The 20,184-nt window shown below is 63.3% G+C and carries 18 protein-coding genes; 9 read left to right on the plus strand and 9 right to left on the minus strand.

From position 1 onward, the window contains the following. Nucleotides 1–45 precede the first annotated feature (45 nt). Both AC26AR_RS01870 and AC26AR_RS01875 read right to left on the minus strand, forming a co-directional pair. The gene (locus tag AC26AR_RS01870) at nucleotides 46–345 is read right to left on the minus strand and encodes a YciI family protein (protein WP_077378958.1); all 300 of its coding nucleotides are present in this window, start codon (nucleotides 343–345) and stop codon (nucleotides 46–48) included. Then, nucleotides 345–926, minus strand: a complete 582-nt coding sequence (locus tag AC26AR_RS01875; RefSeq protein ID WP_077378961.1) for a septation protein A — start codon at nucleotides 924–926, stop codon at nucleotides 345–347. Before AC26AR_RS01875 ends, AC26AR_RS01870 begins: the two co-directional genes overlap by 1 nt. A gap of 255 nt (nucleotides 927–1,181) precedes the next feature. On the opposite strand from AC26AR_RS01875, the gene AC26AR_RS01880 reads away from it, so the two are divergent. From AC26AR_RS01880 to AC26AR_RS01890, 3 genes are all read left to right on the plus strand, one after another. After that, complete coding sequence (locus AC26AR_RS01880; protein ID WP_240499608.1) at nucleotides 1,182–2,186, plus strand: PHP domain-containing protein; 1,005 nt, start codon at nucleotides 1,182–1,184, stop codon at nucleotides 2,184–2,186. A 163-nt stretch (nucleotides 2,187–2,349) separates the two neighbouring features. Continuing rightward, a complete protein-coding gene (locus tag AC26AR_RS01885) occupies nucleotides 2,350–2,973 on the plus strand; it encodes an L-threonylcarbamoyladenylate synthase (protein WP_077378966.1) in 624 nt (207 codons plus the stop codon). A gap of 175 nt (nucleotides 2,974–3,148) precedes the next feature. Beyond that, the gene (locus AC26AR_RS01890; protein ID WP_488107454.1) at nucleotides 3,149–3,958 is read left to right on the plus strand and encodes a 5'-nucleotidase, lipoprotein e(P4) family; all 810 of its coding nucleotides are present in this window, start codon (nucleotides 3,149–3,151) and stop codon (nucleotides 3,956–3,958) included. 104 nt (nucleotides 3,959–4,062) lie between these two features. Here AC26AR_RS01890 and AC26AR_RS01895 read toward each other — a convergent pair whose 3' ends face one another. Continuing rightward, nucleotides 4,063–5,103: an ion transporter gene (locus AC26AR_RS01895; RefSeq protein ID WP_084209376.1), complete on the minus strand. Its 1,041-nt coding sequence runs from the start codon at nucleotides 5,101–5,103 to the stop codon at nucleotides 4,063–4,065. 202 nt (nucleotides 5,104–5,305) lie between these two features. Beyond that, the gene (locus tag AC26AR_RS01900; protein ID WP_488107455.1) at nucleotides 5,306–6,313 is read right to left on the minus strand and encodes a CYTH domain-containing protein; all 1,008 of its coding nucleotides are present in this window, start codon (nucleotides 6,311–6,313) and stop codon (nucleotides 5,306–5,308) included. Nucleotides 6,314–6,793: 480 nt separating this feature from the next. On the opposite strand from AC26AR_RS01900, the gene AC26AR_RS01905 reads away from it, so the two are divergent. The 3 genes from AC26AR_RS01905 to argA all read left to right on the plus strand — a co-directional run bounded on the left by AC26AR_RS01905 (nucleotide 6,794) and on the right by argA (nucleotide 10,437). Continuing rightward, the gene (locus AC26AR_RS01905; RefSeq protein WP_077378976.1) at nucleotides 6,794–7,474 is read left to right on the plus strand and encodes a TIGR00153 family protein; all 681 of its coding nucleotides are present in this window, start codon (nucleotides 6,794–6,796) and stop codon (nucleotides 7,472–7,474) included. Between the two features lie 41 nt (nucleotides 7,475–7,515). Continuing rightward, complete coding sequence (locus AC26AR_RS01910) at nucleotides 7,516–8,799, plus strand: inorganic phosphate transporter (RefSeq protein WP_084209374.1); 1,284 nt, start codon at nucleotides 7,516–7,518, stop codon at nucleotides 8,797–8,799. A 327-nt stretch (nucleotides 8,800–9,126) separates the two neighbouring features. Continuing rightward, nucleotides 9,127–10,437 carry an amino-acid N-acetyltransferase gene (gene argA / locus AC26AR_RS01915; protein WP_136939061.1) on the plus strand — a complete coding sequence of 437 codons (1,311 nt, stop codon included), beginning with the start codon at nucleotides 9,127–9,129 and terminating at the stop codon, nucleotides 10,435–10,437. Between the two features lie 62 nt (nucleotides 10,438–10,499). Here the strand turns inward: argA and AC26AR_RS01920 are convergent, their stop codons facing one another. Beyond that, on the minus strand, nucleotides 10,500–10,757 hold the full coding sequence (locus tag AC26AR_RS01920) for a hypothetical protein (RefSeq protein WP_488107456.1): 258 nt from the start codon (nucleotides 10,755–10,757) through the stop codon (nucleotides 10,500–10,502). 853 nt (nucleotides 10,758–11,610) lie between these two features. Between AC26AR_RS01920 and AC26AR_RS01925 the strand changes: the two genes are divergently transcribed. From AC26AR_RS01925 to glrR, 3 genes are all read left to right on the plus strand, one after another. Beyond that, nucleotides 11,611–13,107, plus strand: coding sequence for a sensor histidine kinase (locus AC26AR_RS01925; RefSeq protein ID WP_077378985.1), 1,497 nt, complete (start codon nucleotides 11,611–11,613; stop codon nucleotides 13,105–13,107). A gap of 44 nt (nucleotides 13,108–13,151) precedes the next feature. After that, on the plus strand, nucleotides 13,152–13,718 hold the full coding sequence (locus tag AC26AR_RS01930; RefSeq protein ID WP_077378987.1) for a hypothetical protein: 567 nt from the start codon (nucleotides 13,152–13,154) through the stop codon (nucleotides 13,716–13,718). A 121-nt stretch (nucleotides 13,719–13,839) separates the two neighbouring features. Beyond that, a complete protein-coding gene (gene glrR / locus AC26AR_RS01935; RefSeq protein ID WP_127736341.1) occupies nucleotides 13,840–15,207 on the plus strand; it encodes a two-component system response regulator GlrR in 1,368 nt (455 codons plus the stop codon). 382 nt (nucleotides 15,208–15,589) lie between these two features. Here glrR and xseA read toward each other — a convergent pair whose 3' ends face one another. From xseA to AC26AR_RS01955, 4 genes are all read right to left on the minus strand, one after another. Next, nucleotides 15,590–16,960 carry an exodeoxyribonuclease VII large subunit gene (gene xseA, locus AC26AR_RS01940; protein ID WP_084209372.1) on the minus strand — a complete coding sequence of 457 codons (1,371 nt, stop codon included), beginning with the start codon at nucleotides 16,958–16,960 and terminating at the stop codon, nucleotides 15,590–15,592. A gap of 161 nt (nucleotides 16,961–17,121) precedes the next feature. Next, the gene (locus AC26AR_RS01945; RefSeq protein WP_084209371.1) at nucleotides 17,122–18,624 is read right to left on the minus strand and encodes a tripartite tricarboxylate transporter permease; all 1,503 of its coding nucleotides are present in this window, start codon (nucleotides 18,622–18,624) and stop codon (nucleotides 17,122–17,124) included. Between the two features lie 18 nt (nucleotides 18,625–18,642). Next, nucleotides 18,643–19,083 carry a tripartite tricarboxylate transporter TctB family protein gene (locus AC26AR_RS01950; RefSeq protein ID WP_488107457.1) on the minus strand — a complete coding sequence of 147 codons (441 nt, stop codon included), beginning with the start codon at nucleotides 19,081–19,083 and terminating at the stop codon, nucleotides 18,643–18,645. Beyond that, nucleotides 19,080–20,105, minus strand: a complete 1,026-nt coding sequence (locus AC26AR_RS01955) for a Bug family tripartite tricarboxylate transporter substrate binding protein (protein WP_488107458.1) — start codon at nucleotides 20,103–20,105, stop codon at nucleotides 19,080–19,082. The genes AC26AR_RS01950 and AC26AR_RS01955 overlap by 4 nt, the downstream gene beginning before the upstream one ends. Between the last annotated feature and the right edge of the window lie 79 nt (nucleotides 20,106–20,184).

A 20,184-nucleotide genomic window follows, 5' to 3' on the forward strand; every position in this document is an offset into this window, starting at 1 on the left:
GTCAGGGGGCGAAGCCGCCGGTCAGCGGCCGAGCGGCAGTCAGGACTAGGGCAGTGTCTGCTTGAACGGCTTCACTTCGGCGCTTGCATAGACACCGGCGATGACGAAGGGATCGGCATCGGCCCACTTCTGGGCCTCTTCGAGGGAATCGAACTCGGCGATGATGACGCTGCCGCTGAAGCCGGCGTCTCCCGGTGCTTCGCTGTCGATGGCCGGGTTGGGGCCGGCGATGACCAGACGGCCTGCGGCATTCAGGGCCTCAAGACGTGCCAGATGTGGTGGTCGCGCTGCCATGCGCGCTTCGAGACTACCTTCGACATCCTGACAGACAATGGAATACAGCATCACGAATCATCCTTATGTGAAGAGGTGGAAGAGGAAGACTCTTCCTGAGGGGCCTGCACCATGTGACGGGACAGATAGACGCCCTGAACGATGACGAACAGCAGTGTCAGGCCAAGCATGCCGAACAGCTTGAAATCGACCCAGATGTCTTCCGAATAGTGGCTGAAGACATAGATGTTGAGGCCGCCCATGGCGAGGAAGAATACCACCCACGCCAGGTTGAGGCGGTGCCAGATGGCACGCGGCAGCTGGATCGCCTTCTCCATCATGCGCTCCACCAGCGGCTTGCCGCCGAACAGCGGCGAGAGCAGGAAGGCGACGGCAAACAGCCAGTTGACCACGGTCGGCTTCCACTGGATGAAGGCGCTGTTGCCGAACAGCACGGTCGCGCCACCCAGCACGACGACCAGCGCCAGCGTGACCAGCTGCATCTTCTCGACACGCTTGTGACGCCAGTAGATATAGAGCACCTGGGCGAGGGTGGCAGGGATCAGTACGGCCGTGGCCATGATCATGTCGCCAGTCGTCTTGTAGACGGCGAAGAAGATCACGATCGGCAGAAAGTCGAGCAACATCTTCATGAGAAACACACACTCCTGGACACGACGGCGGTGCCGTCGGGAAGGCAAGGGCTTGTGCGAGTGGTATCCTTTGGCAACCAGCGGCGCACCCTTGCCTGCATGCGTTCATTCTGCCGCCATTGCTGCCTGCTGACAAAGCCCATGTGGCTTCCAGACATACACGGCAGTCAACACTGCCCCTGACGTCCTTGCCGAGGGCTTGCCAGCATGATCGGCAACTCGAGGCTCTGGACGTTCATCCCGAGAGGTTTTCCCGTGTCCGACGTCCTGTCCGACCATCCGCCGACATCCGAGTCGCCCGCTCACCAGCCATCATCGCCACCGCCTGCCCGTCCGGTCCCCCGCGCGCTGCCCCAGCGTTTCGAGACGGATATCGAGGTGCCGGACATCGACCTGCACATGCACTCGACCGCCTCCGATGGCGGCATGGCGCCGGCAGAGCTGGTCGCGCTGGTCGCGCGGCGCGGCGTCTCGCGCATGTCACTGACCGATCACGACAGCATGGAAGGCATCTTCGAGGCTCAGCAGGCGGCGATTGCCCATGGCGTCACCCTGCTGCCGGGCTGCGAGCTGTCCGTGCGCTGGCGCAATCAGACCATCCACCTGGTGGCGCTGATGCCCGAGGGCGCCGGAGACGCGTTGAGCGCCGGCCTCAGGCAGCAACATGATGCACGTGAGCGGCGCAGTCACGAGATCGCCGCGCGCATGGAGAAGCTGGGACTGAGTGATGCCATGCAGCGTGCCCGTGAGCAGGCCACGCTCAGCGGGTCGGGAGACCGCCCCCTGTCGCGGCCCGACTTCGCGCGCGCGCTGGTGGAGGCGGGACTGGCCCGTGATCTTCAGGATGCCTTCAAACGTCACCTGGGCTCCGGCCAGAAGGGCGACGTCAAGGCACACTGGCCCGAGATGGAAGAGGCGGTGGGGTGGATACGTGCCGATGGCGGTGTCGCGGTGATGGCGCACCCGATGCGCTACAAGCTGACCCGCACCAAGCGCGGTGAGCTGCTGCGGGACTTCATCTCTGCCGGCGGTGAGGCCGCCGAGCTGGTCAGCGGCTTCCAGAACATCGACCGTGCACGCGACCTGGCGCGTCAGCTGGATGAACTGGGCCTCTATGCTTCCGTCGGCAGTGATTTCCACTTCCCCGGGGGGCCGCTGGCACCCGGCAGCATGAGTCCGCCACCGCGCACCAGGGTGCCGCCCGTCTGGTGTCATCCGCGCCTCGCACCCTTTTTTGCGGCCGCCACCGCCACCATGTGATAGAGATGGCAGAGCCGGCCTGACTGACGTGTCGCGTCGTGTCAGGCCGGTCTTGTCGAGAGTTCGCCGAGAATTTGCCGAGAGCTTGTCGAGAATTTGCCGAGAGTTCGCCGAGATCAGTGCGCCAGTGTCCGGCGCACTGTGCTGACGCAAGGAGCGCCGCATGGGACAGTTTTTCCAGATACACCCTGAAAACCCGCAGAAACGTCTTATTGATCAAGCGGTTGCCATCATTCGGCAGGGGGGCGTGATCGCCTACCCGACCGATTCCGGCTATGCACTGGGTTGCCACCTGGGCGAGAAGAAAGCCATCGAGCGCATCAAGCGTCTGCGTGAACTCGATGACAAGCACAACTTCACCCTGATGTGCTCGGATCTGTCGGAAATCGGCACCTACGCCAAGGTGGACAATGCCGTCTTCCGGCTGCTCAAGAGCCACACGCCCGGAGCCTTCACCTTCATCCTCCACGCGACCACCGAAGTGCCACGCCTGCTGTTGCATCCCAAGCGTCGCTCCATCGGCGTGCGCGTGCCGGACCATGCCATCACGCATGCCCTGCTGGAGGCACATCATGAGCCGCTGATGAGCGTGACGCTGATTCCGCCGGGCGAGGAGCTGCCGATGACGGACCCGGAAGAGATCCGCCAGCGCTTCGGGCATGCGCTGGATCTGATCATCGATGGTGGGGCCTGCCGCCTGGAGGCCACCAGCGTGGTGGACCTGCGCGACCTGCCGCCCGTCATCGTGCGTGAAGGACGAGGCGACATCTCGAACTTCGTCGAGTGAGGCACGCCGCATGACGCGCGTGGCGAGATGCTCATGATGCGTTGCTCATGACGACGAGAAGCGGATGGTGACATGGCAGGCGAGGTCGTTGAACAGGAATTCAATAACGTTGAGTGTTAATATTCGTCCGTCTTGATAACTCAACGACATACCTATCATGCACAGAGGATCATCGATGCCGATCACGTCTTCATCTCAAGCGCGTGTCTCGTTGCTGGCGAGAGCCACCAGGGTCGCGACACTGGCAGGAATCATGGGTCTGGGAGTCGCTCCCATCAGTCAGGCGGCCGAGACACCCGAGGCAGCGCAGTGTCCGCCGGCAGCATATGCCATGGCACTGCGCTATCAGCAGCAATCGGCGGAAGTCGCGGCCCTGCAGCGTCAGAGCTATGCGCTGGCGACACGTCAGCTGGAGACACTGCTGGCATCTCGTGATGACGAGAAACCTGCCGCGATCATGACCGACCTTGATGAAACCGTGATCGACAACTCCGCGCTGCTGGTGCGTGATCTGAAGGCCTGTCATGACTTCACGGGCTGGGACACCTGGAAGGCGTGGGAGCGAGAGGGCAAGCCGACCCTGATTCCGGGTGCCAGGGAGTTCCTCGAACTTGCCGCATCGCGTGGCGTGGCGATCTACTACGTGTCGGATCGCTACGAGGAGAACAAGGACGCCACGGTCACCACGCTGAAAGCCCTGGGTCTGCCCGGTGTCGATGATGCCCATGTGCGCCTGCTGGGGCCGAGCAAGTCGGTGCGTCGCCAGGCGATCGCGGAGGATCACGACATCGTGATGCAGCTGGGCGACAGCCTGCATGATTTCGCGGATGACTTCTCCGACAAGACGCCCGAGCAGCAGAAGGCGCTCGTCGCGGAGCAGGCGCAGCATTTCGGCAAGGATTGGATCATGTTGCCGAATTCCTCCTACGGCAGCTGGAGCGAGGCCACGCTGACCGCCTGGGACAAGCCCTTCTCTGACCGCTAGCCCTTGCCGGCTTCCGGCTGAATGACAACGCCCCCGGACCTTGCGGTCTCGGGGGCGTTGTCATTTCCGAGGCGTTGTCATGTGCCGAGTGACACTCGGCCTCGTCAACTGCGATCGCGATCGGGGGAGTCATCGCCTGGGGAGGCGGTTTCCTCCTTCGCTGGCGGCTCGGCGTCGGGCTCAGGTCCGGGTTCTGGGTCTGTCTCAGGCTCTGGTTCAGGCTCTGGCTCGCGTGGGTCACGCGTGTCTTCATCCAGCCAGGTGCCGCAGAACTTGCAGTACTTGGCATTGCGATCATGGCCCTCACGGCCACAGCCGGGGCAGGCTTCATCGCTGGTCTGCTGCATGCGCAGGCCGTTGAGCACCTCGGCCGAGAACACGCCGGTGGGCACGGCGAGAATCGAATAGCCCAGTATCATCATCATCGCCGAGATGAACTGGCCCAAGGGCGTGATGGGGGCGATATCGCCGTAGCCCACCGTGGTCAGCGTCACCACCGCCCAGTAGAGCGCCTTGGGGATGGAGGTGAAGCCGGCTTCCGGAGGTTCGATCAGATAGATCAGGGCACCGAATACCGTGATGATGCTGAGTACGGTGATGAAGAACAGCAGGATCTTGCGACGACTGCGCGCGAGAGCCTCGACCAGCATGCGACCTTCGCCGACGAAGGCCATCAGGCGCAGCACGCGGAACAGCCGCAGCACACGCAGCACGCGCACCACCAGCAGTGCCTGCGCCCCCGGAATCAGCAGCGAGAGCCAGGTCGGGGCGATCGACAGCAGGTCGAGCACGCCGTAGAAGCCCTTCGCCCAGGTGCCGGGGTGTTTGAGGCAATAGAGGCGTACTGCGTATTCCAGCGTGAACAGCAGGGTGAAGGTCCATTCCAGGATGCGGAACAGCTCCCCATGGCGGGCATTCAGCGACGGCACGCTATCGAGCATCACCACGGCGACGCTGGCGAGAATCATCGCGACCAGCGCGATATCGAAGGCCTTGGCCGCCTTGGTGTCGGACTCGAAGATCCAGTGGAACAGCCGGGCGCGCAGCCTGCCGCTGGCCGGCTCGAAATCGCTGGAGCGAGGGGGGGCGGTGGCGGATTGTGACGTACTGCCGTATTCGTTGGCCGGCCCTTGGCGTTCAGGCATGCGGGCTTCCTTGACTGGCGTCGCAGCGCCGGGGCGGGCTGCGACGCGATGGTGGGGGCAGGGCAGGTGAGGGCGCGATGGCCTGGCGCTCAGCGAGCGATTTCACCGGGGTCTCTCAATGAGCTTTCTCAACGAGCTTTCTCGATGAGCTGTCTCACTGAGCTTTTAATGAGCTGTCTCACTGAGCTTTTAATGAGCTGTCTCACTGGCCTCGGCTGCGCAATGCCGCCAGCAGCGACAGGCTTTGCTGACCGAAGGCCGCTGTCATCCAGCTGTCTGACGTGCCCTGCTCACGGGATTCGCTCAACGCCTCCGTCAGCGCCACCGCATGGACATGACCGGGATGCTGACTGGCGGCCAGGCGCGAGGCCAGGGCCGAGAAGGCGGCCAGGGCGTGGTCGTGCCAGCGCATGTCATCTTGCTGCTGGCGGTCGGCATGTGCATCCAGGGCATCGATGGCCGCGGCGAGCAGGGCATTCGTGTCGGTGGTATCCAGCGTCTTCTCGTGCCATTCGCCATCTCTGAGTGCGGCACCGCGGCGTGCCTTGCTGGCATCTGCCGGGCGCAGGGCCAGTCGGCTGGCCAGGGATTCCGCCAGCGTCCACAGCACCCCTTCGCGCTGCTCGGCGCTCAGGTCGTCACCGCCAGTGAGTTCCAGTTCGATCTCGCGGATGTGCGTTTCCCGACCTGCTGCCTTCACGTGGCCGAGATCCAGCGCCATCTCGACGCCGACACCCGCCGTCTGGCCATCCTGCGTCACCGTCAGTTCCAGCTGCCAGGCATGACGTTCGAAATCCGTGCTGAAGGTAGGGGCGAGGGCGCCGAGCAGGTGCTCACGCGGACCTTCCTCAAGCGCCTGCAGAGGGGGAAGGCCGCGCAGGCCATCGAGATCGAGGCCTGTCTGGCCGTCGGGCAGCGCCCATTCCCACTCGCCCCGCGAATGCAGGCCGCCATGGCTTTCGCCACTGGTCTTGAGGGTCTGGCGCAAGGGGCCCGGACTGTCGGCATCCTCTCCACTGCGGCGCAGGCGCAATGCCATCTTGGCGCGTTCCAGCGCATGCTCAGGCGTGTCGAAATAGGTATTGGCCAGCCAGCGACGACGGGGCGTGGTGCCAGCCAGTTCCGCGATGTCCGCAAGACGTTCCAGAATCGCCGTGCGTCCGAGGCCGCTGTGGGTCAGCGCCAGCTTGAGTTCGATTTCCTGCGCCATGACGACGGCACTCCCTGTACGAGAAGATGAAGAATGAAGATGGCCGGGCATGGATGACGACAGCGATACGAGGACGCTGGCGGCCTGTCCGAGATCCCGGGACAGGCAGCCCCCGGCGGCTTCATGCTCGCGCCTGTCCCTTGCCAAGGCAAGCGCGGAGCGTGTCGCCAGCCTTCCCACGGCAGGTGATCCGTCAGCAGAATCACAGTGATATGACAGTATCGTGACATTTGTGTGACATGAATTGCCTGCCGCCAACTCCTTGGTTATATTATGAACAATGTAATCAGTCAGCGACCCCGCGTCCTGTCGCTACATGACAATCTCTCCTCTGGAATCCTTCGAGTTCCCCCCGACTGCCGCTGATGTTGCGTGAAGTACAACAGCATGGCGGTATCGTGTCGTTACGATGAAAGTTATGTGATCGTCACAAAGGCTTTGCTACACTCCGCGCGTCAATCCTTAACGCCGACGGCCACTATGGTAACGACCAACCCTTTCTCTTCGATGTTCGGGCGCTCGCCTTTCAAGGCGCTGCACACCCACATCATCAAGACAGACGACTGTGCCCAGCACTTGCTGACCTTCTTCGACGCCTGCGAACAGGGTGATTGGGATCAGGCGGCCAGCATTCGTCAGACCATCAGCAAGCTGGAGCGTGAAGCGGACGAACTGAAGACGCAGCTGCGTCTCAATCTGCCCAATTCGCTGTTCCTGCCGGTATCCCGTTCCGACCTTCTCGAGCTGATCCATGTCCAGGATTCCATCGCGAACGTCACCAAGGATATCGCCGGCATCATGCTGGGTCGCCACATGCAGATACCCACCGCGCTGGTGCCCGCCATGCGTGAGTATCTGAAGACTGCGGTCGAATCGGTCTGCCAGGCGCGCCGTGCGCTGGGCGAGCTGGAAGATCTTGTCGAGTCCGGCTTCGGGCGCAACATGAGCGAGCTGGTCGACAAGCTGATCAATGAGCTGCATGAGCTCGAGAAGCAGTCCGACGAACAGCAGATCGCGATCCGCCAGACCCTGTTCTCGCTGGAAGCCGCTCTGCCACCGGTCGACGTGATCTTCCTCTACAAGATTATCGACTGGGTCGGCGATGTCGCCGATCAAGCTGAAAAGGTCGGTACCCGACTGCAGATCCTGATGGCGCGCTAAGCGCTGTCAGGACGTCCTGCCATCTGCTCAAGAGTTCCCTAATGTCCATCATTGCTCAATACGGCGATGTGCTCGTCATCCTTGCCTGCGTATTCGGTTTCTTCATGGCGTGGGGTGTAGGCGCGAACGATGTCGCCAATGCCATGGGTACCTCGGTTGGTTCCAAGGCCATTACCATCAAGCAGGCGATCGTCATCGCCGTGATCTTCGAATTCCTCGGTGCCTGGCTGGCTGGTGGTGAAGTCACCGATACCATCCGCAAGGGCATCATCGACCCGTCACTGCTGATCCAGAATCCGCAGTTCCTGGTCTACGGCATGCTGGCATCACTGCTGGCCGCCGGTATCTGGCTGCTGATCGCGTCCATGAAGGGCTGGCCGGTCTCCACGACCCACTCCATCGTCGGTGCCATCGTCGGCTTCGCGGCGGCGGGTCTCGGCGTGGATGCGGTCGAGTGGCCCAAGGTCGGTCAGATCGCGGCCTCCTGGCTGGTCTCGCCGCTGCTGGCGGGCTCCATCGCCTTCGTGCTGTTCAAGTCCGTGCAGACGCTGATCTTCGACAATGACGACCCGTTCGCGGCCGCCAAGCGCTATGTCCCGATGTACATGTTCCTGGTCGGCTTCATCATCTCGATGGTGACCATGGTCAAGGGCCTCAAGCATGTCGGGCTGCACCTGAGCTTCGAGTCCAGCCTGCTGCTGGCCGTCGTCATCGGTGCCATCGTGATGGGGATCGGCGTGCTGATGGAGCGCAAGGTCGCGCGTTCTCGCCTCAAGGAGAAGAATCGCGCCACCGGTGATGATTTCGACTTCAGCGGCGTCGAGAAGGTCTTCGGCCTGCTGATGATGTTCACCGCCTGTGCCATGGCCTTCGCCCACGGCTCCAACGACGTGGCCAACGCGGTCGGTCCGCTGGCAGCCATCATCAGTGTCGTCGATTCCGCCGGTCAGATCGGCGCCAAGGCCAGCATGCCCTGGTGGGTGCTGGTGCTGGGTGGCGGCGGTATCGTCGTCGGCCTGGTCACCTATGGTCGCCGCGTCATCGCCACCGTCGGTACCGGCATCACCGAGCTGACCCCGTCTCGTGGCTTCGCGGCCACCCTGGCGGCGGCCTCCACCGTGGTGCTGGCCTCCGGCACCGGCCTGCCGATCTCCACCACCCACACCCTCGTCGGTGCGGTGCTGGGGGTAGGTCTGGCACGCGGCATGGCAGCGCTCAACCTGCGCGTGATCGGTACCATCGTGATGTCCTGGCTGATCACTCTGCCGGCCGGCGCGATCCTGTCGATCCTGTTCTTCTTCATGTTCAAGGGCATGTTCGGCTAAGCCGACATCTGCCTCAGCGCCCGGGCTTGCGACGGGGTGTGCGACAGGGCGCTGCATGAGAGAAACACGCAAGATGCATTGGCAAGATGCATTGGCAAGATGCATTGGCAAGACGCATCGGCAAGATGTATCGGCAAGACGCACTTGAAAAACGTTTTTGAAAAAACGTTTTTGAAAAAAAAGAAAGGCGACCTTCGGGTCGCCTTTCTTGTTTAGGCCGCATGGATGTCAGGGGCGTCGCTCGCCGTGCAGGCTGCGGCGCTGATATGATGATTCATGGGCATGCCTGACATGCCATTTTCCCTCCCTCCTGCACGGAGCTGGCTCTTGAACACGCGTTTTCCCTTCGCGGACTGGTTTCGCAACTCCTCTCCCTACATCAACGCTCACCGTGGGCGCACCTTCGTCATTCTGATCGAAGGCGAAGCGCTGTCTTCCTCACGACGAACGCAGTTGATTCAGGATCTGGCGTTGCTGCACACCCTCGGCGTGCGACTGGTGGTGGTGTTCGGCGTGCGTCCGCAGGTCAGGGAAGCACTGGAGGGAGTGGGAATCGAGGCCGAGCGTCATCAGGGACGTTGGGTCGTCACCCGTGACATCCTCGCGCATCTGGAGCAGCAGGTCGCCACGTTGCGCCTGCGCCTGGAGGCCAGCCTGTCGCTGGGGCTGCCCAATACCCCGCTGCATGGTGTCGAGCTCTCCGCCGTGTCGGGCAATCTGGTGATGGCCAAGCCGCTGGGCGTGCGAGAGGGCGTCGACTTCCTGCACGGTGGCGAGGTGCGTCGGGTGCGCAGCGAGGCCATCCAGGGGCTGCTTTCCCAGCAGGCCATCGTGGTGCTGCCGCCGCTGGGCTTCTCCAGCACCGGCGAAGTCTTCGACCTCGATGCGGCCGAGGTGGCCGAGCACGCGGCCGTGGCGCTGGCCGCCGACAAGCTGATCCTGCTGGGAGAAGGGGAGGGGCTGTTCGATGAGCATGGCGTACTGTTGCGTCAGCTCAACCCTGAGCAGGCCGCCGCCCTGGCGCCGCCACGTGAGGATGACAGCGAACTGTCTCGTCATCTGGCCGCGGCCTGCGGTGCGGCGCGGCGCGGCGTCGGTCGCACTCACCTGCTCAGCTGGCGGGATCGCGATGCGCTGCTGGGCGAGCTGTTCACCCGCGACGGGATCGGCACCATGATCACCCGCCAGGGCTACGAACAGCTGCGCAAGGCACGCCTGGAGGATGTCGGAGGATTGCTGGCATTGCTGGGGCCGCTTGAGCAGCGCGGAATCCTCGTCGCTCGCTCGCGTGAACGCCTCGAGCACGAGATCGACGACTATGTCGTGCTCGAGCGTGACGGCATGATCATCGGCTGTGCAGCCCTGCATGTCAGTCGTGACGCTGCCATGGGCGAGCTGGCCTGCGTGGCCGTGCATGATGACTACCGTCGTGGCCAGCGGGGTGAGCAGCTGCTGGCCGAGATCGAGGTGCGTGCACGGCGTGGTGGCCTCACGCATCTGTTCGCGCTGACCACGCATACCCTGCACTGGTTCATCGAGCACGGCTTCGTGTCGGCCGGCCTGGATGACCTCCCGCCGATGCGACGAGAGATCTACAACTCCGCGCGCAATTCCAAGGTGCTGATCAAGGCGCTCTAGTCACGACCCAAGCACGTGGCGCTCAAGGCGCTTGCCGTCACCCTCAAGACTCTCGACCCCCGTCAGCCGCCTGAACTTTCAGGTGACTGACGGGGGTCTTGTGCATGATGGGCGGGAAATTCCGGCAAGATGCCGCGCTTCTGGCTCGATGTCGCAATTCTTGATCGATGCCGCGCTTCTGGATCGATGTCGCACTTCTGGATCAGTGAGTGGCGCGATGTCTTGCAAAGGAGACGTTTCAATTGATTGATATGTAAGGAGAAAATCGGATACCAACGATAACTGTTGGCATTTTGCGACGAAAAGGACATGTATTTCATCGTTTCACGCCTCGTGCGTGGGAATCCACGCCGATGCCGGTTTTTGTATCTTTACAAGTCATTGTTTTTGAATGTGTTTTACGGTTATTGGCACGGCGTTGGCAATAGTCATGTTGAGCACGAGGGAGTGCCCATGAAAATGGACATTTTCTCCGGCCTTCCAGCGATGACGGTACTCACTACCCTGTGCGCTCCGTGATCGCTGACAGGCCAAGCGTCTGCTCCACGCGATGTGTGACTTCAGGTTGCGATGAGACAGGTACGGCCCCCAGAGGGCATGGAAAGTATCTTTAGGGCAAGGATGCCCGGGCATGGATGCCCGATACTGGATGCGGTGATGCTTGATCCGTCACCGCCATCCCCGGAATTCAGGTGAGCGCCGGGAAGTGCCCGGCGAGCGCCGCAAGCATTGCGATGCATCGCCCCCCTGTGATGTATCCGATAGGGAGCTCGGACCCTGTCCGAGGCGAGTGTCAACTGACCTGGAACGACCACCAGGTGGCACTGGCGACTCCCGGGCCAGCGACAGGCAGACCACCTGTCAGGCCCAGCAATCACGATGGAGGTCTGCTCTCCAGGTAACAGGCATTCGTCGTGATGACTGACCCTTCAGTTCCCTGCGTACTTGGGCCGGCTCTTGCCGGCCCTCTTTTTGTGCGTTTCACGAGGATGGGTCAAGTGAATCATCCACGACACCTGCCCGGGCGCGGTTTCTGTCGTCGAGCGGGGATGAATTAAATCAGAATCATATTGATTAACGAACTGGCAACCGCGATGGGCGCTGGCGAACTCTGGTATCCTTGGAAGACGTGATTCGATGATGACCACCCCTTTCCTGCATAGAGTTCTTTCAATGGCCTCCAAGGTGACACGGCACTGGCGCCCCCGCTCTCTGCTTCAATTGGTATTGATGGCATTCATGGTGGTGATGCTGCCGATTGCAGTGCTGATGTTCCAGGCGGGTCAGGCACTCTCCGAGCTCTCGGAGCTGGCCGATGTCAGCGCTCGCCAGGCGGTTGACCAGACTCGCCGAGCCCGCACCCTGACCAATCTCGCCGTCGAGATGGAGCGCAGCGCACGCCAGTACGCGGTGCTGGAAAATCCGGATCTGATGAAGATCTACGCTGACAAGGCCAGTGCCTTCCGCGAGCTGCTGGACGAGCAGGCGCGCCTGCTGGGCGAGGGAGACCCGCGCGTCAGCGAACTCAAGGGCTCGCTGTCGCAACTCGAGCGCATGCCCGAGATGAGCGTGGCGCAGGTCAGCAGTCATCTCGAGGACTTCGGTCCCTTCTCCATCCAGGCCAGCGGCCTTCTGAACTCCACCCGTGAACTCGTCGATGCCCGCATCGAGGGCATTCGTGCGCGCGCCTCCCAGGTGAAGACTCAACTGTGGTGGCAGACGGCCGCGCTCGTCTCCATCAGCCTGTTGCTGATGCTGTTCTTCACCTGGCTGATCATTCGTCCCATCCGTCAGCTGGAGCGGCGCATCAATGGTCTCGGCAGCGGCACCGACCGAGAGGGTCCGCTCATCAAGGGGCCCGCCGAGCTGGTCCAGCTGGGTGAGCGTCTCGACTGGCTGGCGGCGCGCCTGGATGAGCTGGAAGAGCAGAAGCAGCAGTTCCTGCGACACATGTCGCATGAGCTCAAGACACCGCTGGCCAGCATCCGTGAAGGCACCGGGCTGTTGATCGATGAGGTCGCCGGTCCGCTCAGCCCGCATCAGATGGAAATTCTTGGCCTTCTGGATGACTCCAGCAAGGAATTGCAGAAGCTGATCGAGCAGCTCCTGGACTACAATCTGCTGCAACACAATCAGGGGCTCGAACGTAGCCGCTTCGATGTGCACGAAGTCTTCAAGGAAGTGCTGTCAAAGCACCGCCTGGCACTGGAGAAGAAGGGCATGCGCGTGCACCTGCCACCCGCCAGCCTCAGCTGGGAGGCGGATCGTCCGCGTACCGGCCGGATTCTCGACAACCTGATCTCCAACGCCATCGCCTATGGGGAAGATGGCGGCGATCTATGGCTGAGGGCGCGCAAGGAGCGTCGCCAGCTGGTGATCGAGGTCGCCAACAGCGGCGAACCGATCGCTCCGAAGGACCGCGATCACCTGTTCCAGCCCTTCTATCAGGGCGCGGTGAAGCGCAAGGGGCCGCTCAAGGGCTCCGGTATCGGTCTTTCGGTGGCCGCTGACAGTGCTCGCGCCCAGTTTGGTCAACTGGCGCTGGTGGAGGACGCCAAGGCCGACGTCTGTTTCCGCCTGACCTTGCCGACCCCCAGCCGCTCACCCTCCTCTGGTCAGGAAGGTGAGCAGGTCCTGCTGGGGGGTGACAGTGCACCCCATACCACATGAAATGGCACCCGAGAGTGCCATCAGACACGCAAGGAAGAGAAGTGATGAAGGGTCAACGACTGTTGACGGGAATCACCACCGGCATGCTGGTCAGCTTGCTCAGTGCCTGTGGCGCCCTGTCGAATATCACCTTGCCGGGCAACGAACACGTCGCCGATACTCCCAGCGTTCAGGACAGCTGTCATGGGGCGGGCGATCTGCCCGATTTCAAGGAAGGAAACTGCCTGCTGGATGAGTGGGTCGCCTTTGCGCTGCAGGCTCAACGCGGCAACGATCAGTGGCGCGACAGCACCCTGATGCAGCTGGAAGGCAACCGCCATGACCGTCGTCTGGCGCGTGCCATCGTGCTCAGCTGGGGAGACGAGTCCGATTGGGAACTGGCCTCTGACCTCTACAAGGCGGACCTGCCCACCGCACCGAGTCGTCTGCAGCCGCTGCTGCGCCAGTGGCTCAACGGGCTGGAGGAACGTCGCGGCCTGATCGCGGATCGCGACAAGAGCGAAGGCGTCCGCCGCAAGCTGAGTGCCGAGAACGCCCAGCTCAGCAAGAAGCTCGAGGCGCTGACCGCCATCGAGGAAGCCATCAATTCTCGCCGTCAGACCACGCCCTGAATCCGATGCCGGGCGTGTCTGGCCACGAACTGTCATTGGCCCAACCGGCTGCATGACGCAAGACTGTGCGGGACTGACGTCGGAGGGATTTCCGAGCGACAGGCCCGCAAGGAGAGTTAGTGTGAAATACGCTCAAGCGCATATTCTGCTCGTGGATGACGATGCAAGTCTGCTCAAGCTGCTCGGCATGCGTCTCGAAAGCCGTGGCTTCAAGGTCACCACCGCCAGTAGCGGCCGTGAGGCGCTCAGCCGTCTGGAGGCGGCGCGTCCTGACCTGGTGCTGTCTGACCTGCGCATGGACGAGATGGATGGCATGGCGCTGTTCGGCGAGCTGCAGAAGCGTCAGCCGGGCATGCCGGTCATCCTGCTCACGGCGCATGGCTCGATTCCGGATGCCGTCAGTGCCACTCGTCAGGGCGTGTTCAGCTTCCTGACCAAGCCCGTCGACAAGGATGAGCTGTTCGCGGCCATCGACGAGGCGCTGGCCCAGGCGCCGCCCGTAAAGGAGGGTGACGATGCCTGGCGTGCCGGCATCATCACGCGTTCCCCGCAGATGGAGCAGATTCTCGAGCAGGCACGCATGGTCGCGGCTTCCGATGTCAGCGTGCTGGTCACCGGCCCGTCCGGCTCCGGCAAGGAGCTGATGGCCAAGGCCATCCACAACGCCAGCCCGCGTGCCTCGCGTCCCTTCGTCGCCATCAACTGTGGTGCGCTGCCGGAGCAACTGCTGGAAAGCGAGCTGTTCGGTCACGCCAAGGGCTCCTTCACCGGTGCGGTCAGCGCGCACCAGGGCCTGTTCCAGGCCGCTGATGGCGGTACCCTGTTCCTCGATGAGATCGGCGACATGCCGCTGGCGTTGCAGGTCAAGCTGCTGCGTGCGCTGCAGGAGCGTCAGATCCGCCCGCTGGGCTCCACGACGTCAGTGCCCATCGATGTGCGCATCATCTCCGCCACGCACCGCAACCTCGACAAGGCGATGCATGACGGCGACTTCCGCGAAGATCTCTACTACCGCCTCAACGTGGTCAATCTGAAACTGCCCGCCCTGCGCGAGCGTGCCGAGGATGTGCCGCTGCTGGCCAAGTACCTGATCAGCCAGGCGGCTGCCCGCCACAAGCCGTTCGTGAAGGGCTTCTCGCCGGAAGCGCTCAATCTGCTGGCCTCCAGTGCCTGGCCGGGCAACGTGCGTCAGCTGGTCAACGTGGTCGAGCAGTGTGTCGCGCTCACCAGCTCCTCGATGATTCCGGAAGCGCTGGTCTCCCAGGCGCTGGCCGCGGAAGAGAACGCCTTGCCGTCCTTCTCCGAGGCGCGTGCCGGTTTCGAGCGCAGCTATCTGATCAAGGTGCTGAAGATCACCGAAGGCAACGTGACCCAGGCCGCGCGGATCGCCGGGCGCAACCGCACCGATTTCTACAAGCTGCTGGGACGTCATGATCTGGAGCCGGGCGCCTTCAAGCCGGGCGCCGAGCAGGGACCGCCTGACTTTTGATCCAGCGCGCCCGAAGCTGCGCGAAAGGCGTAAGGTCAAAAGCGATCCAGCGCGTCCGGAGCTGCGCGAAAGGCGTAAGGTCAAAAGCGATCCAACGCGCCCGAAGCTGCGCGAAAGGCGTAAGGTCAAAAGCGATCCAGTGCGCCCGAAGCTGCGCGAAAGGCGTAAGGTCAAAAGCGATCCAGCGCGCCCGAAGTCACGCGAAAGACCAGGGTCAAGACCTGTGTAGCCGTTCACGCGTGTCAGTGTGAGTGGTGCGCAAGGCGAGTGATCAAGAGCGGTTCGGTGTATCTGACGTGAACCGCCCATGAAAAAGCCCCGTTACCGGTTTCGGTAGCGGGGCTTTTTTCGGTCTGGCGGCGCATCAGTGCCGATCAGGTACTCAGGGCCTGGGCTTGTAGCGGCGCTTGACCTCGACGGCCAGACGGCCCTCGCCGAGGCGGATCGAGAGCATCTCGCCGGGCTGGGTCTGATGGGCGGCGCGGATCACCTTGCTGTCGTCCGCTGCCGGCGTCTGGCTGCCGCCGACGCGCTCGACGATGGCATAGCCGCGGTTGAGCACGTTGAGCGGGCTGACCGCGTTCAGTGCGCGCATCGCGCCTTCCAGTCGCTCACGATCCGCTGCCAGCCGGCGCGGCAGGGCATTGTCGAGGCGTGGTGTCAGCATCGCCAGCTGCTGGCGATGGCGCTGGATGTCACGTGCAGGGCTGGCCTGCTGCAGGCGGCGGGTCAGCTGGTCGGCCTTCTGCTGCTCACGGGTCATGCGCATGCGCACTGCGGCGTGCAGGCGGCGCTCCAGTTCACGGGCTTGCTGGCGCTGGGCCTGCAGCTCGCGCGCCGGATGGCGCAGGCGCGAGCGGGCGTGATCCAGTCGCTGTGCCGCCTGATCGAGCCGTCCGCGCTGAGCGCGCCACAGGCGCTGCGTGAGGGCAGCCAGCTGCTGCACCTGGGCACGTTGATCCGGATACAGCGCCTCGGCGGCGGCGGATGGCGTGGGCGCGCGCAGGTCGGCGGCCAGTTCCGCCAGTGTGGTGTCAGTCTCGTGGCCGATGGCCGCCACCACCGGCAGGCGCGAGTGGAAGATCGCGCGCGCCAGATGCTGGTCATTGAAGGCCCACAGGTCCTCGAGACTGCCGCCGCCCCGCGTGATCAGCAGCGCATCGCAATCGCTGTCGCGATTGGCCATCGCCACCGCACGAATCAGCTGGGGTACCGCCTGTGGCCCCTGCACCGCCACCGGCAGCACGCTCAGGCGTGCCTGAGGCCAGCGCTTGCGGGTCACCGCGATCACGTCCTGAAGCGCTGCGCCGGTCGCGGAGGTGATCACCCCCAGATGGCGCGGCGGGTGGGGCAGAGCGCGCTGATTGGCGAACACGCCCTCGGCTGCCAGCTGCTCCTTGAGGCGTGCCAGGCGCGCCAGCCACTCCCCTAGCCCCGCCTGCTGCAGCGCTTCGACGATCAACTGATAGTCGCCACGCGCCTCGAACAGCGACACCTTGGCGCGCACCCGCACCCGGTCACCATCCTTGGGCTTCTCACGCAGAAACTGGGCGCGGCTCTTGAACAGCGCACAACGCACCTGGGCGTTGTCATCCTTGAGCGTGAAGTAGCAATGGCCGGAACGCGGCTGCGAGAAGCCCGAGATTTCCCCCTCGATCCAGAGCTCCCCCAAGCCTCGTTCCAGCAGGCGCTTGGACTCACGATTCAGCTGGGTGACGCTGATGGCATCGGCGGCAGACGATGTTTCGAACACGCGGCAATCCTTGTGTGAGGGCTTGTGGGGGAATCTGTGGCGGAGCTTGTCTGGTAGATGGAGAGGGCCATGATGCCACAGGCGGGGAGCCTGCCACCAAGAAGCCCCCGGACTCCTGAGGGAGAACGGGGGCTTGGGGTTTGCCACACGGGGTGCCTTGATCAGGCTGTACGCGTCTTGCGCTTGCCGAGTCGTGACAGCAGGAAAGGCCCGAGCAGCAGCAACAGCGAGGCCAGCCACAGACCCTGCGAGATGCCCGATTGCCACAGGATACTGCTGTCGCCACCGCTGATGGCCAGGGCACGACGCAGATTCTCTTCCATCAGTCCGCCGAGCACGAAGCCCAGCACGATGGTGGCCAGCGAGAAGTTCAGCTTGCGCAGCAGGTAGCCCAGCACGCCGATGCCCAGCATCAGGTAGATGGCCCCCATGTCGGAATGCAGCTGATAGACCCCGACGAAGGACAGGATGACGATGCCCGGTACCAGTGCCCAGCGCGGGATGGTCAGCACGCGCGCGAAGAAGCCGGCCAGCGGCAGGTTGAGCAGCAACAGCACGATGTTGCCGATGTACAGCGAGGCGATCAGCCCGCCCGCGACCTTGGGATGCTCGCTGAACATCATCGGGCCCGGCGTGATGTTGTAGAGCATCAGCGCGCCCAGCAGCACGGCGGTGGTGCCGGAGCCCGGAATGCCCAGGGTCAGCATCGGCACGAAGGAGCCCGCTGCGGACGCGTTGTTGGCGGCTTCCGGCGCGGCCAGGCCACGCATGTCGCCGGTACCGAAGGTGTTGTTCTTGTCGCTGACACGTTTCTCGGTGGTGTAGGAGACGGCCCCCGCCACCGAGGCGCCGGTACCCGGCAGCACACCGATCAAAAAGCCGAGCAGGCCGGAGCGCAGCATGGCGCCCTTGCAGTAGAGGATTTCCTTCATCGTCACGAAGACGCGGCCGATGACAGGCAGGGCGCCGGTCTTGCCATGCTGCAGGCGGCTTTCCAGCATCAGCAGGATTTCACTGATCGCGAACATGCCGATGATCAGCACCACGAAGTCGATGCCGTCGTAGAGGTCGGGGATATCGAAGGTGAAGCGCTGGATACCGGTGCCGGAATCGACGCCGACGGTGCCGATCAGCACGCCGAGAATGGCGCCCAGCGCCGTCTTGACCGGGTCCTTGCCCATCATCACCGACATGGACGCGAAGGCGAACACCATCATGGTGAACAGTTCCGCCGGACCGAACTGCACGGCCACCTTGGCCAGCAGCGGGGCGAACAGGGTCAGACCCAGGATCGCGATGCTGGCACCGACGAAGGAGCTGATCGCCGAGATGCCCAGTGCCGGTCCCGCCAGGCCCTGCTTGGCCAGTGGATAGCCGTCGAGGGTGGTCATCACGGCGCCGGCATCCCCCGGCACGTTGAGCAGAATGCTCGACATCCGGCCGCCGTATTCGGCACCGGTATAGATGCCTGCGAGCAGAATCAGTGCCGATTCCGCCGGCAGGCCGAGGGTATAGGCCAGCGGCATCAGAATGGCGATGCCGTTGATGGGGCCGATGCCCGGCAAGGCACCGAACAAGGTGCCCAGCAATGCGCCACTGAAGGCCAGGCCAAGGTTGAGTGGCGTCAGTGCGACGCCAAAGCCCTGGAGGATGAAATCAAACATGAGAAAGCCCTCTCGGAATCAGGAAAACCACAGCCCGGTCGGCAGCGAGATTTCCAGCACGGCGGTGAACAGCACGTAGCTTGCGCCGGCCATCAGCACCCCGGTCACGCAGGCAGCGCGCCAGCGGGCACCGAACAGGCGGGCGATGGCGGTGATGGCGGCGACGGCCGTGATGGGGTAGCCGAGGCGCACGAAGAAGAAGGCGAAGGCGCTCAGGATCACCATCACCAGCCCCAATTGCAGCATCACGCTGGCGGATGGCCAGTCACCTTCCGGGCCGGGGCGCAGGATCAGCACCAGCGAGAAGATGGCCATCAGGATCGAGAGGCCGATGGGAAAGGCCTTGGGGCCTACCGGGTCGTAGGCGAAGGGCACTTCGATACTCAGGGACTGGGCGACGATGAACGCCGCCAGTCCCATCAGGGCGAAGCCCAGGATGCGATCGGCGGCGAGTCTCATTTTGTCAGTCCCACTTCCTTGGCGAGGGTCTTGAAGTCGGCGACCTGGCCTTTCACGTAATCGTCAAAATCCGCGCCGAACTTCTGGATCGGGAACAGACCGCGGGCTTCACGGATCTCGGCGAATTCCGGCTTTTCGCTCAACTGCTTGAGGCGTTCGACCCAGGCGTCGTAGTCGGCATCGCTGACGTCCTTGCCCATGTAGTAACCACGCCAGATCGGCCAGGTCACGTCATAGCCCTGTTCGGCAGCCGTGGGAATCTCGGCGAAGGCGCCGTCCATGCGTTCTTCGGACAGCGCGGCCAGTACGCGAATCTTGCCGCTGGAAAGCTGGGACTTGAGCTCGGACAGATCACCGGTATAGACCTTGATGTGATTGCCCAGCAGTGCCGCCAGGGCTTCACCACCGCCCTCGAAGGACACGTAACGCAGCTTGCGCGGCGAGACATCGATGGACTTGGCGATCAGCGCGGCCTTCATCCAGTCCTGGCTACCGATGGTGCCGCCGGCGCCGAAGGGAATCTCGCTGGGATGTGCCTTGAGGTCCTGCATCAGTTCATCGAGGGTCTGCCACGGGGCGTCTGCATTGACGACCACCGCGCCATAGTCGACCCCCAGTGCGCCAACCCAGCGGACGTCATCGGCGCTGAACTTGCCGAACTTGCCCAGCGCGAGATTGACGGCGGCACCGGTGCTGGCGGCCACGACCAGATTGGGGTCATCACTGCGTACCCCGATGACGTGGTTGTAGGCGACCGCGCCGATGCCACCCGGCATGTAGGTGACCATCATCGGCGAGTCGATGATGCCGGTTTCCAGCAGGCCATTGGCGGCCAGGCGGCAGGTGAGGTCGTAGCCACCGCCGGGCTTGGCCGGGGCGATGCATTCGCTCTTGTCGGCCGCGGCGACGGGCATAGCGACCAGGCTTGCCGCGGCCAGCGCGAGCGGCGCTGCCATGGCGGCGGCGAGGCGCAACGGCGTGATGTCGCGAAGGGAAGAGGGCAGGCGTCGGGACTGGCGCATGGTGTGCTCCTGATGGCTGTTGTTTTTGTCTTCACAGCGCCTTTTGCTTTATGTTCATGGCGACAGGGTGGCGCTGTCT

The organism is Cobetia sp. PS-4MA (genome assembly GCF_057670765.1).

Coding starts and splice junctions, on each gene's coding strand:
- AC26AR_RS01945 (WP_084209371.1), bottom strand. CDS start 18,624: ATGTTTGATTTCATCCTCCAGGGCTTTGGCGTCGCACTGACGCCACTC.
- AC26AR_RS01900 (WP_488107455.1), bottom strand. CDS start 6,313: ATGGCGCAGGAAATCGAACTCAAGCTGGCGCTGACCCACAGCGGCCTC.
- AC26AR_RS01925 (WP_077378985.1), top strand. CDS start 11,611: ATGGCCTCCAAGGTGACACGGCACTGGCGCCCCCGCTCTCTGCTTCAA.
- AC26AR_RS01885 (WP_077378966.1), top strand. CDS start 2,350: ATGGGACAGTTTTTCCAGATACACCCTGAAAACCCGCAGAAACGTCTT.
- AC26AR_RS01910 (WP_084209374.1), top strand. CDS start 7,516: ATGTCCATCATTGCTCAATACGGCGATGTGCTCGTCATCCTTGCCTGC.
- AC26AR_RS01890 (WP_488107454.1), top strand. CDS start 3,149: ATGCCGATCACGTCTTCATCTCAAGCGCGTGTCTCGTTGCTGGCGAGA.
- AC26AR_RS01905 (WP_077378976.1), top strand. CDS start 6,794: ATGGTAACGACCAACCCTTTCTCTTCGATGTTCGGGCGCTCGCCTTTC.
- AC26AR_RS01930 (WP_077378987.1), top strand. CDS start 13,152: ATGAAGGGTCAACGACTGTTGACGGGAATCACCACCGGCATGCTGGTC.
- AC26AR_RS01920 (WP_488107456.1), bottom strand. CDS start 10,757: ATGAAATACATGTCCTTTTCGTCGCAAAATGCCAACAGTTATCGTTGG.
- AC26AR_RS01895 (WP_084209376.1), bottom strand. CDS start 5,103: ATGCCTGAACGCCAAGGGCCGGCCAACGAATACGGCAGTACGTCACAA.
- AC26AR_RS01950 (WP_488107457.1), bottom strand. CDS start 19,083: ATGAGACTCGCCGCCGATCGCATCCTGGGCTTCGCCCTGATGGGACTG.
- AC26AR_RS01875 (WP_077378961.1), bottom strand. CDS start 926: ATGAAGATGTTGCTCGACTTTCTGCCGATCGTGATCTTCTTCGCCGTC.
- AC26AR_RS01955 (WP_488107458.1), bottom strand. CDS start 20,105: ATGCGCCAGTCCCGACGCCTGCCCTCTTCCCTTCGCGACATCACGCCG.
- AC26AR_RS01870 (WP_077378958.1), bottom strand. CDS start 345: ATGCTGTATTCCATTGTCTGTCAGGATGTCGAAGGTAGTCTCGAAGCG.